This window comes from Nonomuraea sp. NPDC050733, from assembly GCF_040654215.1.
Taxonomy (GTDB): domain Bacteria; phylum Actinomycetota; class Actinomycetes; order Streptosporangiales; family Streptosporangiaceae; genus Nonomuraea.
In genome coordinates, this window is record NZ_JBFAHO010000021.1 from 95,709 (window position 1) to 108,611 (window position 12,903).

16 protein-coding genes and 2 pseudogenes are annotated in these 12,903 nt (G+C 72.0%); 11 read left to right on the forward strand and 7 right to left on the reverse strand.

The genetic code is table 11. The features are described from left to right. Window positions 1-29: 29 nt before the first annotated feature. Window positions 30-839, forward strand: coding sequence for a class I SAM-dependent methyltransferase (locus tag AB0H64_RS28035; protein ID WP_357630229.1), 810 nt, complete (start codon window positions 30-32; stop codon window positions 837-839). 97 nt (window positions 840-936) lie between these two features. Next, a complete protein-coding gene (locus AB0H64_RS28040) occupies window positions 937-1,464 on the forward strand; it encodes a hypothetical protein (protein ID WP_357630231.1) in 528 nt (175 codons plus the stop codon). Window positions 1,465-1,512: 48 nt separating this feature from the next. Here the strand turns inward: AB0H64_RS28040 and AB0H64_RS28045 are convergent, their stop codons facing one another. Continuing rightward, the gene (locus AB0H64_RS28045) at window positions 1,513-3,006 is read right to left on the reverse strand and encodes a PLP-dependent aminotransferase family protein (protein WP_357630234.1); all 1,494 of its coding nucleotides are present in this window, start codon (window positions 3,004-3,006) and stop codon (window positions 1,513-1,515) included. Between the two features lie 96 nt (window positions 3,007-3,102). Between AB0H64_RS28045 and AB0H64_RS28050 the strand changes: the two genes are divergently transcribed. From AB0H64_RS28050 to AB0H64_RS28070, 5 genes are all read left to right on the forward strand, one after another. Then, the gene (locus AB0H64_RS28050) at window positions 3,103-4,080 is read left to right on the forward strand and encodes a DMT family transporter (protein WP_357630236.1); all 978 of its coding nucleotides are present in this window, start codon (window positions 3,103-3,105) and stop codon (window positions 4,078-4,080) included. A 34-nt stretch (window positions 4,081-4,114) separates the two neighbouring features. Beyond that, window positions 4,115-4,405 carry a YciI family protein gene (locus AB0H64_RS28055; protein WP_357630238.1) on the forward strand — a complete coding sequence of 97 codons (291 nt, stop codon included), beginning with the start codon at window positions 4,115-4,117 and terminating at the stop codon, window positions 4,403-4,405. 162 nt (window positions 4,406-4,567) lie between these two features. Next, the gene (locus tag AB0H64_RS28060) at window positions 4,568-4,792 is read left to right on the forward strand and encodes a hypothetical protein (RefSeq protein ID WP_357630241.1); all 225 of its coding nucleotides are present in this window, start codon (window positions 4,568-4,570) and stop codon (window positions 4,790-4,792) included. Between the two features lie 180 nt (window positions 4,793-4,972). Beyond that, entirely contained in the window at window positions 4,973-5,377 is a 405-nt protein-coding gene (locus AB0H64_RS28065) for an SRPBCC family protein (protein ID WP_357630243.1), read from the forward strand. Beyond that, window positions 5,374-5,808 (forward strand): MarR family transcriptional regulator, encoded by a 435-nt coding sequence (locus AB0H64_RS28070; RefSeq protein ID WP_357630245.1) that lies wholly within the window; start codon window positions 5,374-5,376, stop codon window positions 5,806-5,808. Before AB0H64_RS28065 ends, AB0H64_RS28070 begins: the two co-directional genes overlap by 4 nt. Before the next feature lie 51 nt (window positions 5,809-5,859). Here AB0H64_RS28070 and AB0H64_RS28075 read toward each other — a convergent pair whose 3' ends face one another. Continuing rightward, a complete protein-coding gene (locus AB0H64_RS28075) occupies window positions 5,860-6,357 on the reverse strand; it encodes a MarR family transcriptional regulator (RefSeq protein ID WP_357630248.1) in 498 nt (165 codons plus the stop codon). Between the two features lie 138 nt (window positions 6,358-6,495). Between AB0H64_RS28075 and AB0H64_RS28080 the strand changes: the two genes are divergently transcribed. Beyond that, a complete protein-coding gene (locus AB0H64_RS28080) occupies window positions 6,496-7,689 on the forward strand; it encodes a hypothetical protein (protein ID WP_357630251.1) in 1,194 nt (397 codons plus the stop codon). Window positions 7,690-7,703: 14 nt separating this feature from the next. On the opposite strand, the gene AB0H64_RS28085 is transcribed toward AB0H64_RS28080, so the two are convergent. Beyond that, entirely contained in the window at window positions 7,704-8,306 is a 603-nt protein-coding gene (locus AB0H64_RS28085; RefSeq protein WP_357630254.1) for a TetR/AcrR family transcriptional regulator, read from the reverse strand. Window positions 8,307-8,395: 89 nt separating this feature from the next. On the opposite strand from AB0H64_RS28085, the gene AB0H64_RS28090 reads away from it, so the two are divergent. The 3 genes and pseudogenes from AB0H64_RS28090 to AB0H64_RS28100 form a co-directional block, all read left to right on the forward strand. Continuing rightward, on the forward strand, window positions 8,396-9,313 hold the full coding sequence (locus AB0H64_RS28090; RefSeq protein WP_357630257.1) for an NAD(P)-dependent oxidoreductase: 918 nt from the start codon (window positions 8,396-8,398) through the stop codon (window positions 9,311-9,313). Between the two features lie 35 nt (window positions 9,314-9,348). Beyond that, window positions 9,349-9,513 (forward strand): annotated as a pseudogene (locus AB0H64_RS28095) (IS5/IS1182 family transposase); the annotation flags it as partial. Between the two features lie 59 nt (window positions 9,514-9,572). Further along, window positions 9,573-9,686: pseudogene (locus tag AB0H64_RS28100) on the forward strand (IS5/IS1182 family transposase); the annotation flags it as partial. A 140-nt stretch (window positions 9,687-9,826) separates the two neighbouring features. On the opposite strand, the gene AB0H64_RS28105 reads toward AB0H64_RS28100, so the two are convergent. From AB0H64_RS28105 to AB0H64_RS28120, 4 genes are all read right to left on the reverse strand, one after another. Beyond that, entirely contained in the window at window positions 9,827-10,555 is a 729-nt protein-coding gene (locus AB0H64_RS28105; RefSeq protein ID WP_357630260.1) for an MOSC domain-containing protein, read from the reverse strand. A 71-nt stretch (window positions 10,556-10,626) separates the two neighbouring features. After that, window positions 10,627-11,241, reverse strand: coding sequence for a LysE family translocator (locus AB0H64_RS28110; protein WP_357630263.1), 615 nt, complete (start codon window positions 11,239-11,241; stop codon window positions 10,627-10,629). Window positions 11,242-11,263: 22 nt separating this feature from the next. Continuing rightward, window positions 11,264-12,172, reverse strand: a complete 909-nt coding sequence (locus tag AB0H64_RS28115; protein WP_357630266.1) for a MerR family transcriptional regulator — start codon at window positions 12,170-12,172, stop codon at window positions 11,264-11,266. 210 nt (window positions 12,173-12,382) lie between these two features. After that, complete coding sequence (locus AB0H64_RS28120) at window positions 12,383-12,862, reverse strand: MarR family transcriptional regulator (protein ID WP_357630366.1); 480 nt, start codon at window positions 12,860-12,862, stop codon at window positions 12,383-12,385. Window positions 12,863-12,903: the final 41 nt, after the last annotated feature.

Below are 12,903 nucleotides of genomic sequence, written 5' to 3' on the forward strand. Positions count from 1 at the left end.
CCGGCCGTCACCCGGCGACCCTGGAGGACATGACCAAGCAAGACGCTCTGTCGACACCGCTGTTCCCGCGAACCTCGCGCTACCATCCCGACTGGATCCGCTCCAGCGTCAGCGGCGGAGCCAACTCGCTCTGGCTGGCCGAATGGCTCGCCGAGGCGATGACGTTACAGCCCGGGATGCGGGTGCTGGATCTGGGCTGCGGCCGTGGCGCGTCATCGGTCTTCCTGCACCGCGAGTTCGACGTCCAGGTCTGGGCAACGGACCTGTGGTTCAGTGCGGACGAGCGACTGCGCCGCATCCGTGACGCCGGCGCCGGCCACGCGGTGTTCCCGATCCACGCCGACGCCCGATCCCTGCCGTTCGCGGCGGGCTTCTTCGACGCCGTCATCAGCCTCGACTCCTTCGTCTACTACGGCACCGACGACCTGTACCTGAACTATCTGGCCAGGTTCGTCCGGCCGGGCGGCCAGATCGGCATCGCCGGCGCGGGACTGACCCAGGAGATCGACGGGCCGGTCCCCGAGCACCTGCGAGGCTGGTGGGAGCCGAGCATGGCCTGCCTGCACTCGGCCGGCTGGTGGCACCGTCACTGGGAACGCAGCGGCATCGCCTGTGTGGACCTCGCCGACACCATGACGGATGGCTGGAAGTACTGGCTGGAATGGCAACACGCGATCGCACCGGACAACGAGCCAGAGATCAAGGCCCTTACCGCTGATCGCGGACGCCACCTCGGGTACGTGCGCGCGGTGGCCCGGCGTCGATCGGACACCCCACTCGACGAACCCATCTCCTCCATCCCCGTCAGGTATGCGAAGCAGCCCGTATACCGCGCCTGAGCGGCGACGGCAGAGGAAATCCGATGAGCAGCCGGTGTCCGGCGGCTCACCAAGGCCCCGGCCCGCACAAGAAAGAGAAAAGAAAGGGAACACGGTAATGACGACCGTTTCGCTCGACAAACGCTCCTGGTTGGCCGCCCTGGCGGTCGGCCTGGTCACCGCCGCCGCCTCCACCTCCCCCGCCCATGCGGCCGCGGAGGTGATCACCGTCCACGTCAATGGCCGCACGGTGTTCATCACGGGAACGCCCGGCAAGGACGTCATCAACATCACCGAGCTCGCCGGCAAGGTCAGCGTGGGCGTCGATACATCGGTGACGGCCGGCGCGGGGTGCGTCAAGAAGGGCCCCCACGTGGTCGACTGCACCGGGACCGGCAACGGGATCCTGTTCATCGAGGCCGGCACCATCGGTGGCGACGACTCGGTGAACAACCAGACCTCCGTGCAGTCGTCGATGCTGGGCGGCAGCGGCGTCGACCGCCTGACCGGCGGCCCCGGCCGCGACAATCTCAACGGCGGCTCCGGGGACGACATCCTGGAAGGCGGCGGCGACATCGATACCGCCAACGGCGCCGCCGGCATCGACACCTGCACCGCCGAGACCGAGAGCAACTGCGAGATCTAGCGCCGCGTCAGGCCGTGCGGGCGCGCACACGGACCTGCCGGTCCTGTCTCAGCGGCCGGTGAGGAGGTCGGCGATCGCGGCGATGCCCCGCCCGATGGCATCCTCCCGGACGTTGCCGAAGCCGATGACCAGCTCGGGAGGCCGGGCCGGCTGAGAAGCCGGGTCCGCCCGGTAGCCGCTCATGCCGTACAGGCCGACAGAGCGCTCCCGCGCCGCGGAGACGACCGCCTCCTCCGTCACCGTCTCCGGCAGCCGCGCCACCGCGTGGAACCCGGCCGCCAGCCCCCGCAGCTCGACGCCCGGGGCGTGGCGGGCCAGCGCCGCCACCAGGGCGTCGCGGCGGCGGGCGTAGACCGCGCGGACGCGGCGCAGGTGCCGGTCGTAGCGGCCCGAGCGCATGAGCAGGGCGAGGGCGAGCTGGTCCAGGCCGGGTGACCCGCGGTCGGCCAGGTGCTTCTCGGCGGCGACCGCGGGAGCCAGGTGCGGCGGGCACAGGATCCAGCCGAGCCGCAGCACGGGCACCAGCGCCTTGCTGACCGAGCCGAGCGCGGCCACGTGGCCGGGGGCCAGCCCCTGCAGGGAGCCCACGGGGTCCCGGTCGTAGCGGAACTCGGCGTCGTAGTCGTCCTCGATGATCGTCGCCTCGCGCTCCCGGGCCCACGCGACCAACTCCAGGCGCCGGGCCGGGGCCAGGGCGACGCCGGTGGGGCACTGGTGCGCGGGGGTGAGCACCACCGCGCGGGCGCCCGTCGCGGCCAGGGCCCGGACGTCCACGCCGTCCTCGTCGACCGGCACGGCCACGGTCTCCAGGCCCGCCCGCGCGGCGAGCAGCCGCTGGTCGGGGTCGCCCGGGTCCTCGACGGCGACGAGCCGCACCCCACGGTCCGCCAGCACGCGCAGCACGAGGCCGTAGCCCTGCGCGAACCCGGAGCAGATCACCAGCCGGTCCGGCCCGGCGACCGCGCCGCGCACCCGGCTGAGGTACGCCGCCAGCACCGCCCGCAGCTCCGCGTCGCCGTAGGAGGCCGCGGCCGTCCCTCCGGGCGCCTCCGTCAACGCCTCCGCGGACGTCGCTGCGTAGGGTGCGCCGTAGCCGAGCCCGGAGTCCGGCATGATCCGGGTGGCCTCGCGCAGCGCCCACAGCCAGTCCTGCCGGGGGAAGCTCGCCAGGTCCGGCACGCCGGGACGGAAGTCGACGGCCGGGCGCGGCGGTGCTCCCGGAGCGGACGCCGGTGACGCAGGCCCCTTCGCCGGCGGGGGCGGGATCGGGGCGCACGCGGCCACCCGCGTGGCCGAGCCGGCCCGCGTGACCAGGTACCCCTCGGCCTGGAGCTGGGCGAAGCAGTCCACGACGAGCCCGCGCGAGACGCCGAGCCCGCGGGCCAGGACGCGGGAGGAGGGCAACCGCTCCCCCGCCGCCAGCCGGCCCGCGCGGATCGCCTCGCGCAGCTCGCGTTCGAGCTGGGCGCGCAGCGGCTCGGCGCTCTCACGGTCGAGGCGCAGAAGTAGTTCGGGTCCCGAACCGGTCCACTCGACAGACATTGAACTGGAGCTTATCCGCGTACCGGTTGCCGCCTAGCGTTCGGTTGGAGGCCGGGATCAGAAGGCCATCCGCTGACTGAGGTGAGGTGGTGTCGTGTGAACGCACGTGCTTGGGTGGCCTTCGCGGCCGTGTCCGTCCTGTGGGGCATGCCGTACCTGCTGCTGAAGGTGGGGATGGACGGCGGGATGCCGCCCGGGTTCCTCGCGTGGGCGCGGGTGGTGCTGGGCGCGGTGACGCTCCTGGCGCTGGTGCCGGTGAAGGAGGTGCTGGCGGCGTTCCGCGGGCGGCTGCGATGGCTGGCCGCGTTCGCCCTGGCGGAGGTCGTGGTGCCGTACCCGTTGATCGCGGTGGGCGAGCGGCACGTCTCCTCCTCGCTCGCCGCGACGCTGATCGCGGCGGCTCCGCTGTTCGTGGCGCTGCTCGCGCGGCGCTTCGACGCGGCCGAGCGGGTGGGCGGGCGGCGGTTGGCCGGGCTGCTCGCGGGCCTGGGCGGGGTGGCGGCCCTGGTGGGGGTGGACGTCACGGGACGTCCGGACGAGCTGCTGGGCGCCGCGGCGCTCCTGGGCGCGGCGTTCAGCTACGCCGCCGGCCCGATGATCTTCAAGCGCCGGCTGTCCGACCTGGACCCGCGCGTGTCGATGGCCGCGGTGCTGGTGCTGTCGTCGGTGCTCCTCGCCCCGGTGGCGGCCCTGGACCCGCCGCGGGCGATGCCGTCCGGGCCGGTGGTCGTCGCCGTGGTGGTCCTCGGCGTGCTGTGCACGGCGGTGGGCATGGTCTGGTACGGCGTCCTCGTCGCCGAGGCGGGCCCGGCCCGGGCCCTGGTCATCACGTACGTGAACCCGGTCGTGGCGGTGGTGCTCGGCGTGGTCGTCCTCAGCGAGCAGCCGGGCGCCGGGCTGGCGATGGGCCTGCCGTTCATCCTGCTGGGCTCGTGGCTGTCGACGTCCGGGCCGCGGCGGGTTCCCGTGCCGGTCGCCTCAGAGGTGACGGCATCCCCTGCGTCGGCCACGCGGCCCGGCGCCGCACCGTCAGGAGCAGCGGCCGCCGCCATCCGCGCCCACCACCGCTCGTGATCTTCCTACGTCTCCCGTCTGTCACACTTTCAGGATGTTCGTCGTCACAGTGACCTACACGGCGCCCCTGGATGAAGTGGACCAGTGGCGGCCGGCCCACGGCGATTGGCTGACCGACCTCATCGCACGACGGCTGCTTCTCGTGGCCGGGCGCCGGGTCCCGCTGACCGGCGGCGTCTACCTCGCCGCCGACATGCCCGCCGAAGACCTCGACCGCATCCTCGCCACCGACCCCTATGTCCTCAACGACGTCGCGACCCACAGCGTCGTGGAGTTCACGCCCCTGCTGGCCGCGGCCGGCCTGGAGAGCCTGAAGGTCTGGTGACCCGGCCGGGAATTGTCGGTGGCGTCCGGCACCATGGCTCCCGGACCGAGATGTTCCTCAATACTGTCCGGCCAGGCGCATGAGGATCGTCTTCCCGGGTAGGTCATCCCGGCTCACAGCGCGTCGCATCACCGCTCGCGCCAAGATCTTGAAAGGGCTCCCATGTCAGCCGATCAGTCGCTCATCTGCCCGAGCTGCCAGGGCGTGGTCGTCGCCGCGCAATCCGCCGCCTACACGCCCGCTCGCGGACGGCTGATCGTCACCAACGGTTACTGCCGAGGCGACTGCTCCGACGTCAAGCAGACCCCCGAGCGCGACGAGCCCGTACAGGCCACGGCCGGCTCCCACCGGTCGACGCCCGCGGAGACCGTCTCAGCCCCCCGATAACCCGCAGACCGGCCCGCGCCACCGGCGCGGCGAGAGACCACCGAAGACCCCGGCCGCCGACGCGGCCGGGGTCTTCGTCACGGACCCCGGGCACGGTCGATCCGCCACTGGCGACGGGCGCACCTCCTCGGATATAGTCTCCGCGTAGACAATCTACGCGCAGACTTCAAAGAGAAGATCATGTGGGCTTACGAGCACAGCGTCGAGACGACGGCCCCCGCCGAGGCGGTGTGGGCCCTGTACGCGGACGTCCCCGGATGGGTGCGCTGGGACGCCGGCCTGGAGCGGGCCGAGCTGCACGGCCCGTTCGTGGCCGGGTCGGAGATCTCCATGACACCCCAGGGCCAGCGCGAGGTCCGTGCCCGCATCACCAGGGCCGACGAGAACGCGGCGTTCACTGACGAGACGCCGTTCGGCGAGGTGACGCTGCGCTTCGCGCACACCCTTGAGCCCGTCGCCGGAGGCACCCGGGTGACGCACCGCGTGGAGGTGACCGGCCCCGGAGCCGAGCACATCGGCCCGGCCGTCGCCGCCGACCTGCCCGACGCGGTGGCGGCCCTGGTCAAGCTCGCGGAGACGGCGTGAGCCTCACCCCCGACGACAGCCCGGGGTTCCTGCTGTGGCGGACGACGCTGCGCTGGCAGCGCGCCGTCACGGCGGCCCTGGAGCCCTTCGACCTTACGCACGTCCAGTTCGTCCTGCTGGCGTGCGCGTGGTGGCTGAACCGGCAGGGCGAGCTCCCCAACCAGCTCGCCGTGGCCAGGCAGGCCGGCGCCGACGTGAAGATGGCCTCGCAGGTCCTGCGCAAGCTGGAGGACAAGGGCTTCCTCGTACGCGAGACCGACCCGGCCGACAGCCGGGCCAAGCTGCTGCGGGTGACCGACCGGGGCAGCGGCCTGATCGAGCGGGCCGTCGCCGAGGTGGAGCGGACCGACACGGCCTTCTTCGCGGCGGCGCCCGACCACGCCTCCCTCATCTCGACCCTGCGCTCCCTGGCGGACGGGGACCACCCATGACGACCCTGACCGATGCTCGCGGCCGGGAGATGCCCTGCCAGGCGTGACGGCTCAGGTGTCCCCAAGGGTGGACAGGTGGGCCGTGACGTCGTCGGCGAAGCGGGCCAGCAGCCGGCCGAGGTCCTTGCGGTCCTGCTCGGACCAGTGGGCGATGGCGCCGGTGAACCAGCCGATGAGCGTCCGGGCGTAGCGGTCGGCGGCCTCCCTGCCCTTGTCGGTCGGCTCGATGAAGCTGACCCGGCGGTCGTTCGGATCGCCGATGCGGCGGACCAGCCCGCGCCGCTCCAACTGCTGGACCTGCCGCGTGACGTGCGGCTGGACGAGCTGCATCTTCTCCGCGATCTCGCTGATCCGCAGCGGACGCCCCGCCATGTGCACGGAGACGAGGACGGAGAAGGCCGGCCGGTCGGCCTCGATCCCGGCCGCGTCCATGGCGTGCTCGGTCAGGCGGCCGCGGCTGATGGCGGTGCCGAGCTGCGCGAGGCGGGGCATCACGGCCAGCACCTGGTCGTCGTCCCCGCCGACGGGGTCTTCGGGTCCGGCGTTCATCGCAGCTCCAGTTGCATACTTAAAACATGTATCTATATGGTGGTCCGTGGTGGTGCCCATGGCCGCACCACGCTCACCATAAGGATACCTAAAGCATGCATCTATTGCTGCCGCAGGCCTGAACAGGAAGGACTGCCCATGAAGCGCAAGATCCTCATCTCCGGGGCCAGCATCGCCGGCCCGTCGCTCGCGTACTGGCTGGACCGCTACGGCTTCGAGGTCACCGTCGTGGAGAAGGCCTCCCACCTGCGCGGTGGCGGGTACGCCATCGACATCCGCGGCACCGCCCGCGACGTCGTCGAGCGCATGGGGCTGCTCCCGCGGCTCCGGCGGCTCCACGTGGACACCCGCCAGATCACCTTCCTCTCCCCCGACGGCACCGTCCTCGCCGGCCTGCGCCCGGAGGCCATGACCGGCGGCGCCGAGGGCCTCGACCTCGAAGTTCGCAGGGGCGACCTGGCCGACTGCCTCTACGACCTGGTCGGGGACAAGGTCGAGTTCCTGTTCGGCGACTCCGTCGCCACCCTCGACGACCGCGGCGGCCACGTGGAGGTCACCTTCGACAGCGGCGTCCGCCGCACGTTCGACCTGGTGATCGGCGCCGACGGGCTGCACTCCAACACCCGCGGCCTCGTCTTCGGGCCGGAGGAGCGCTACCACCGCTACCTCGGCTTCTGCTTCGCCGGCTTCACCATGCCCAACGACTTCGGCCTTGAGCGTGAGGGAGTGCTGTGGAACGTTCCGGGCAGGGCCGCCGCCCTGTACGCGCACGAAGCCGGCGAGCCGATGCACGGCTTCCTGACCTTCGCGCGGGACGAGCCGCCCTTCGCGGCCTTCCGCAGCCCGCAGGCGCAGCGCGACCTCGTGGCCTCGACTTTTCCCGACACGGTGTGGGAGATCCCGCGGATGGTGGCGGCGATGCGCGCGGCCGACGACCTGTTCTTCGACGTCGTCAGCCAGATCCGCATGCCCGCCTGGTCCACCGGCCGCGTCGCCCTCGTCGGCGACGCCGCCTACGCGACGTCGTTCATGTCTGGCCAGGGGTCTAGCGTGTCGCTGGTGGGCGCGTACGTCCTGGCCGGCGAGCTGGCCGGCCACGGTGACCACGTCACCGCCTTCGCGGCGTACGAGAAGACGGTCCGCGACTTCGTGGAGCGGAACCAGGCCCTCGCCACGGAGGGCGGCGGCGTGGTCGCCCCACGCACCCGGCAGCGCCTCGACGAGCGGAACGCGATGTTGCGCGGCCGGACGGTGCTGCCGTCCGGCACCGAGGGGAGCGCCGCCCACACCGCCCTCGTCCTGCCGGACTACGAGCACACGCTCTGGGGTTGAGCCGGCCCGGCGGGTCAGGCGCGTGGTGGGGTCGTGGCGGCGTCCAGGAGCGGGGCGAGCTCACGGGTCACGGTCGTCAGGGCGCGCACGTCCCGCTCCGCCCGCGCGATGAGGATCGCCCCCTCCAGCGCGCTGATCATCAGGGTGGCGAGCGGCTCGGCCCGCTCCTCGGGAACGCCCATGCCGGCCAGGGCCCGCGCCACCGGTACGGTCCAGCGGGCGAACGCGGCCGCGGCGGCGGCCCGGGTCGACTCGGCCGCGTCCGCGCAGTCCACGGTGGCCGCGGCGACGGGGCAGCCGCCCGCCTCGAACCCGGCGGAGCCGTACTCGTCGATCCACTGGGCGGCCATCGCGGCGAACAGCCGGCTCGGCGACGGCTCCGGCATGGCGGCGAGGAACCGGGCGACGCGGCCGGCGGCGTAGCGGCCCGCCCAGTCCACGGCCTCGTTGACGAGCTGCTCCTTGCCGCCCGGGAAGTAGTGGCGGAGCGAGCCCCGAGGCGCCCGCGCGTGGGCGGCCACGTCCCGCATGCCGGTGGCGGCCACCCCGTCACGGCGGATGAGCTGCGCCGCGCTGAACACCATCCGCTCCCGCGGCCCCCGCTCCGCACCCGCCATCCCGGCCTCCCGCTCCGGCCAGACGTCCAGCCCGTACAGGCACAGACTACCGGTCCCGCTCTATGACGCTTGTCATAGGCCGGTCTATTATGACGACTGTCATATACGGAGAGGTCAGGCGGTGGTGCTGCGTGGACGTCGGGTTCATCGGCCTCGGGGTCATGGGGCAGCCCATGGCGCTCAACCTGGCCCGCGCCGGGACTCCCCTCGTGGTGTGGAACCGCACCCCCGCCAGGGCCGAGCCGCTGCGCGCGGCCGGCGCGGCCGTCGCGTCAGGGGCCGGAGAGGTGTTCGGGCGGGCCCGGGCCGTGATCCTCATGCTGTCGGACGAGGCCGCCATGGACGCGGTGCTGTGCCGGGGCACCCCGGACTTCGCCGCCCGGGTCGCGGGACGCGCCGTCGTCCACATGGGAACGACGTCGCCCGGCTACTCCCGCGACCTGGAGGCGGACGTGCGGGCGGCGGGCGGCGGCTACGTCGAGGCGCCGGTCTCCGGCTCCCGCGAGCCCGCCGAGGCCGGGCGGCTGGTGGCCATGCTCAGCGGGGAGCGCGCCGACGTGGAGGAGGTGGCGCCGCTGCTGGCGCCGATGTGCCGGGAGACGTTCGCCTGCGGGCCGGTGCCGAACGCGCTGCTGACGAAGCTCGCGGTGAACCTGTTCCTCATCACCATGGTCACCGGCCTCACCGAGGCGTTCCACTTCGCCGACCGGCACGGGCTCGACCGGCTGCGGTTCGCCGACATCCTGGACGCCGGCCCCATGGCCAGCGCCGTGTCCCGGATGAAGGCGCCCAAGCTGCTGGCCCGGGACTTCGGGGTGCAGGCGGCGGCGCTGGACGTGCTGAAGAACAACCGGCTGATCGCCGAGGCGGCACGGGCGTCGGGCCTGGCCTCGCCGCTGCTGGACGTGTGTCACGACCTGTTCCGCGAGACCGTGGACCTCGGACACGGCGGGGGCGACATGGTGGCGGTCCTGCACGCCATCGAGGCCCGCACCAAGGCGATCTAGGGGGTGTCCCGTGGATCTTTAGTGGCGTTTGGTTTTATAACCGGCATCGTCGCTGGTCGATGGACGGCACCTGGGAGAAGATCCTGGACGGGCTGCGGGCGGGATGTGACAAGGCCGAAGGCGATGACTGGACGGTGAGTGTGGACTCCACCGTGGTGCGTGCCCATCAGCATGCCGCCGGAGCCCGCCGCCGGCCGCCGGCCGATTTCCCGCCAAAGGGGACGGCGTAGATCACAAACCGGTGAAGGGGCGGGAAGCGCTGGGCCGTTCGCGTGGCGGGCTGAGCACGAAGATGCACCTGGTCGCCGACCGGCGTTGCCGTCCGATCGCCCGGATCATCAGCCCTGGCCAGCATGGCGACAGTCCGTACTTCCGGCGTGTGCTGAGGGTGTGCGCATCCAGCGCCGCGGGCTGGGCTGCGTACCGGGCGCGCGGACATGACGGAAACAGTGAGCTTCATCGGAGGGTGACCGCCAGGCGGTCAAGATCTACGGGTAGACCCTAGCGCCTCCTCTAGCGGAGAACCACGAGGTCTCCCCGCTGGACGGTGCCGCCGCGCACGACGCCGGCCTGCAGGCCGAACCGTACCTGGTGGGCGTGTCCGAGCAGCTTGAGGAGCCGCACGTCCGGTCCCAGCCCCTCGGTGGGCTGGGCTATGCCGACCATGACGCAGCGCGGCATGCCCGGCCCGAGACACAGCTCAACCTGGTCGCCGATGGTGAGATGGCGGCCCTGCCAGTCGTCCTCGACGAAGCCGACGCCCTCCGTCTCCAGCACGATGTTCGCGCGGAAGCGGGCGACATCGACGGGTTCGCCGAGCAATTGCTCCAGCATGCGCACCGCGGCCGTGGTGACGAGATGAACCGGGGCCTCGTCGTGGTGCGGCACGGAGGACTGCCGACGCAGGTGCAGGGGCCGGCCCACCAGCGTGCTGAGCAGCCGATCCGCTGCCGGGTCATCGGCACGATGTTCTCGCCCGTCCGAGAAGACGACCAACGGCACCTCACCGTCTCCTAGAGGGGTAGCGGCGGAGGGCTCGTCCAGGCGGGCGCGCAGGGCGAGCAGACCGTCGATGCGGCGGAAGCGGCGGGTGGCCTTGCCGCTGCCGATCCCGCCGTCCGCGGTGTAGACCGCCCAGCTTCGGTCCCCCGCCACGCCGCCGGCAGTGAAGCGCGCATCCGTCAGCCGCTCACCGCCCAGGGACTTCACCGGATACCGCGCCAGCTCGACGACCTGGCCCACCGGAAGAGGCGATGGTTCCGCTCGGCCCGGCGTGTCCTGGCAGGGGCAGGAGTACAGGCGCCGGATCGTGCTCACCGGCCCTCCGTTGCCAGCCGTAGCCCGAAGCCGATCAGTACGGTGCCGGTCACCCGCTCCAGCAACCGCCGGATCCGCGGCCGGTTCAGCACTGGTCGGAAGCGGTCCAGCAGCAGGGCATACGTGGTGAGCCAGGCCAGCGACAGCATCCCGTGGGTGAGCACCAGTCCTGCCGTGGTCACGGTCGCGGGCGCGTCGGCCGGGATCAGTTGCGGCAGCAGGCTGGTGTAGAACACGGCGATCTTGGGGTTGAGCAGATTGGTCACCAGCCCGGCCCGCCAGCCCGCAGCCAGGCTCGAGCGCGTACGCTCGGACGTTGCCACCGTGCCCTTGCGGCTGCGCCACCACGCCTGCAAGCCGAGCACCACCAGGTACACCGCGCCCGCGATCCTGACCACCGTGTAAGCCTGCGTCGAGGCGGCCAGCACCGCGGCCAGGCCGACGACCGCGAGCATCCCCCAGACCAGCAACCCCGTCACCACCCCGGCCGCTGCCTGGATCGCCGCTCGGCGACCGCCGCTCAGCGCACTGCTGCTCACCACCGCCATGTCCGGCCCTGGCACCACGGTCAACAGGGCGAGGACCGCCACCGCCGCCAGGAGAGACTGCACCACTGCCAACGTTCACCCGCCTTCAGATCCGATGTCCGGCCAGCCACCGCACGACCTGTTCGGCGTGGCCGCCCGGATCCTCTACGGGATAGAACACTTGCTCCACCCGGCCGTCGGCCACGATGAGGGTCAGCCGGCGGTACAGCGTCATCCCGCCGGCGTCGAACGTGGGAAGGCCGAGAGCGGCACCCAGCGTCAGGCGCGGGTCGGCCAGCAGCGGGTACGGCAGCCGCAGCCGATACGCCACCTCCCGCTGATACCCGCTCGACTGCGCCGACAGCCCGTAGACCCGCGCCGCACCAGCCTTCAGCAGGTCGGCGTGATGGTCGCGGAACCCGCACGCCTGCTCGGTGCAGCCGCGCGCGCCCGGGATCGTCTCCCATCCCTCCGGCAGGTCCACGCCAGGCCGCCCGGTCAGCGGATACACGAACAGCACGCTGCACCCCCGGCCGAGGGCCTGCACGCGGACCCGGCTGCCGTCGGTGGCCATGAACTCCAGCTCCGGCAGCTCAGCCCCGATCAGCCCGGCCGGATCCACGGCTGCGACGGCCCGCCGCGAACCCGGCTGCGGCCGCATCCCGCGCTGCGCGGCCGCGTCGAGCTGGGCGCGTAGCACGTCACGCTGTTCGGCGAGCTGCATGATGCGCTGCTCCAACTGGTCGACGGCCCGCCGGTAGGTCGCCAGCGATGCCGGGCACACATCACCGGAGTCGGCGCCGCTGACCAGGCATTCGACGAACGGCCGCGTCTCCTCCACAGAAAGGCCCAACACCATCAGCGACCTAATCTGCTCCACCAGCCGCACCGCGATCGGGTCGTACTCCCGGTAGCCATTGGCACCGCGGCGCGGGACGACCAAGCCGACCGCCTCGTAGTAGCGCAACGCGCGCACCGTGACACCGGTACGCCGCGCCAACTCGCCCACTCGCATGCCCGGAACCCTAAACCCGTACCCTGAGGTACAGGTCAACACGCCAGCCGACGCCGCAGGTCACAGCCGCAGGACTTGGCCTGGAGTTCGGGGCGGTGCGGCCGGCGGCGGCCACGTGGGTCAGCGTTCGACGGCGAGGGTGACGCCCTGGCCGATGAACATGGTCCCGGTCGCGGCGTCGATCCGGCGGCGCACCGCCTCAGCCGTACGTCACCAGTTCCGCACCTCGCAGGCCCACGCGGTCAGCCCCACCACGAATCCCTGCCTGTCCGAAGGCGAGAGGTTGTCCAGGACGCGCAGCAGAGGTGCGGCACGGAGGGCGACGAATCCCTCGACCATGGCCCGATGGTGAGGAACCAGCGACACCAGGGTGCGGCGGCGATTGGCCGGATCCTCCCGGCGCTCGACCAGGCCGGCCCGGCTGAGGTCGCCCACGAGCTCGCTCGCGGTCGTCAGCGACATGCCCATCCTGTCGGCCAGTTCGCTCACGCTTAGTGACGGTTCGACCGTCAACTGTGGAATGACCGCGCCGTGCCTGGCGGTTAGCCGGTGGCTGCGGAAGATCTCCCGTAGCTTGTCCGGCATCTCGGCCTGTGCTCGCCGGAAATAGGCCTCCACCAGGGGTACGAAGCCAAGGGCTTCTTTGACCTCCTCCGGTCGTGGCAGTCGAGGGGGCGGGGCGTCATCCATCACGGCCTCAGGATACAGTCCGCATATCCAAACAGTTCGGA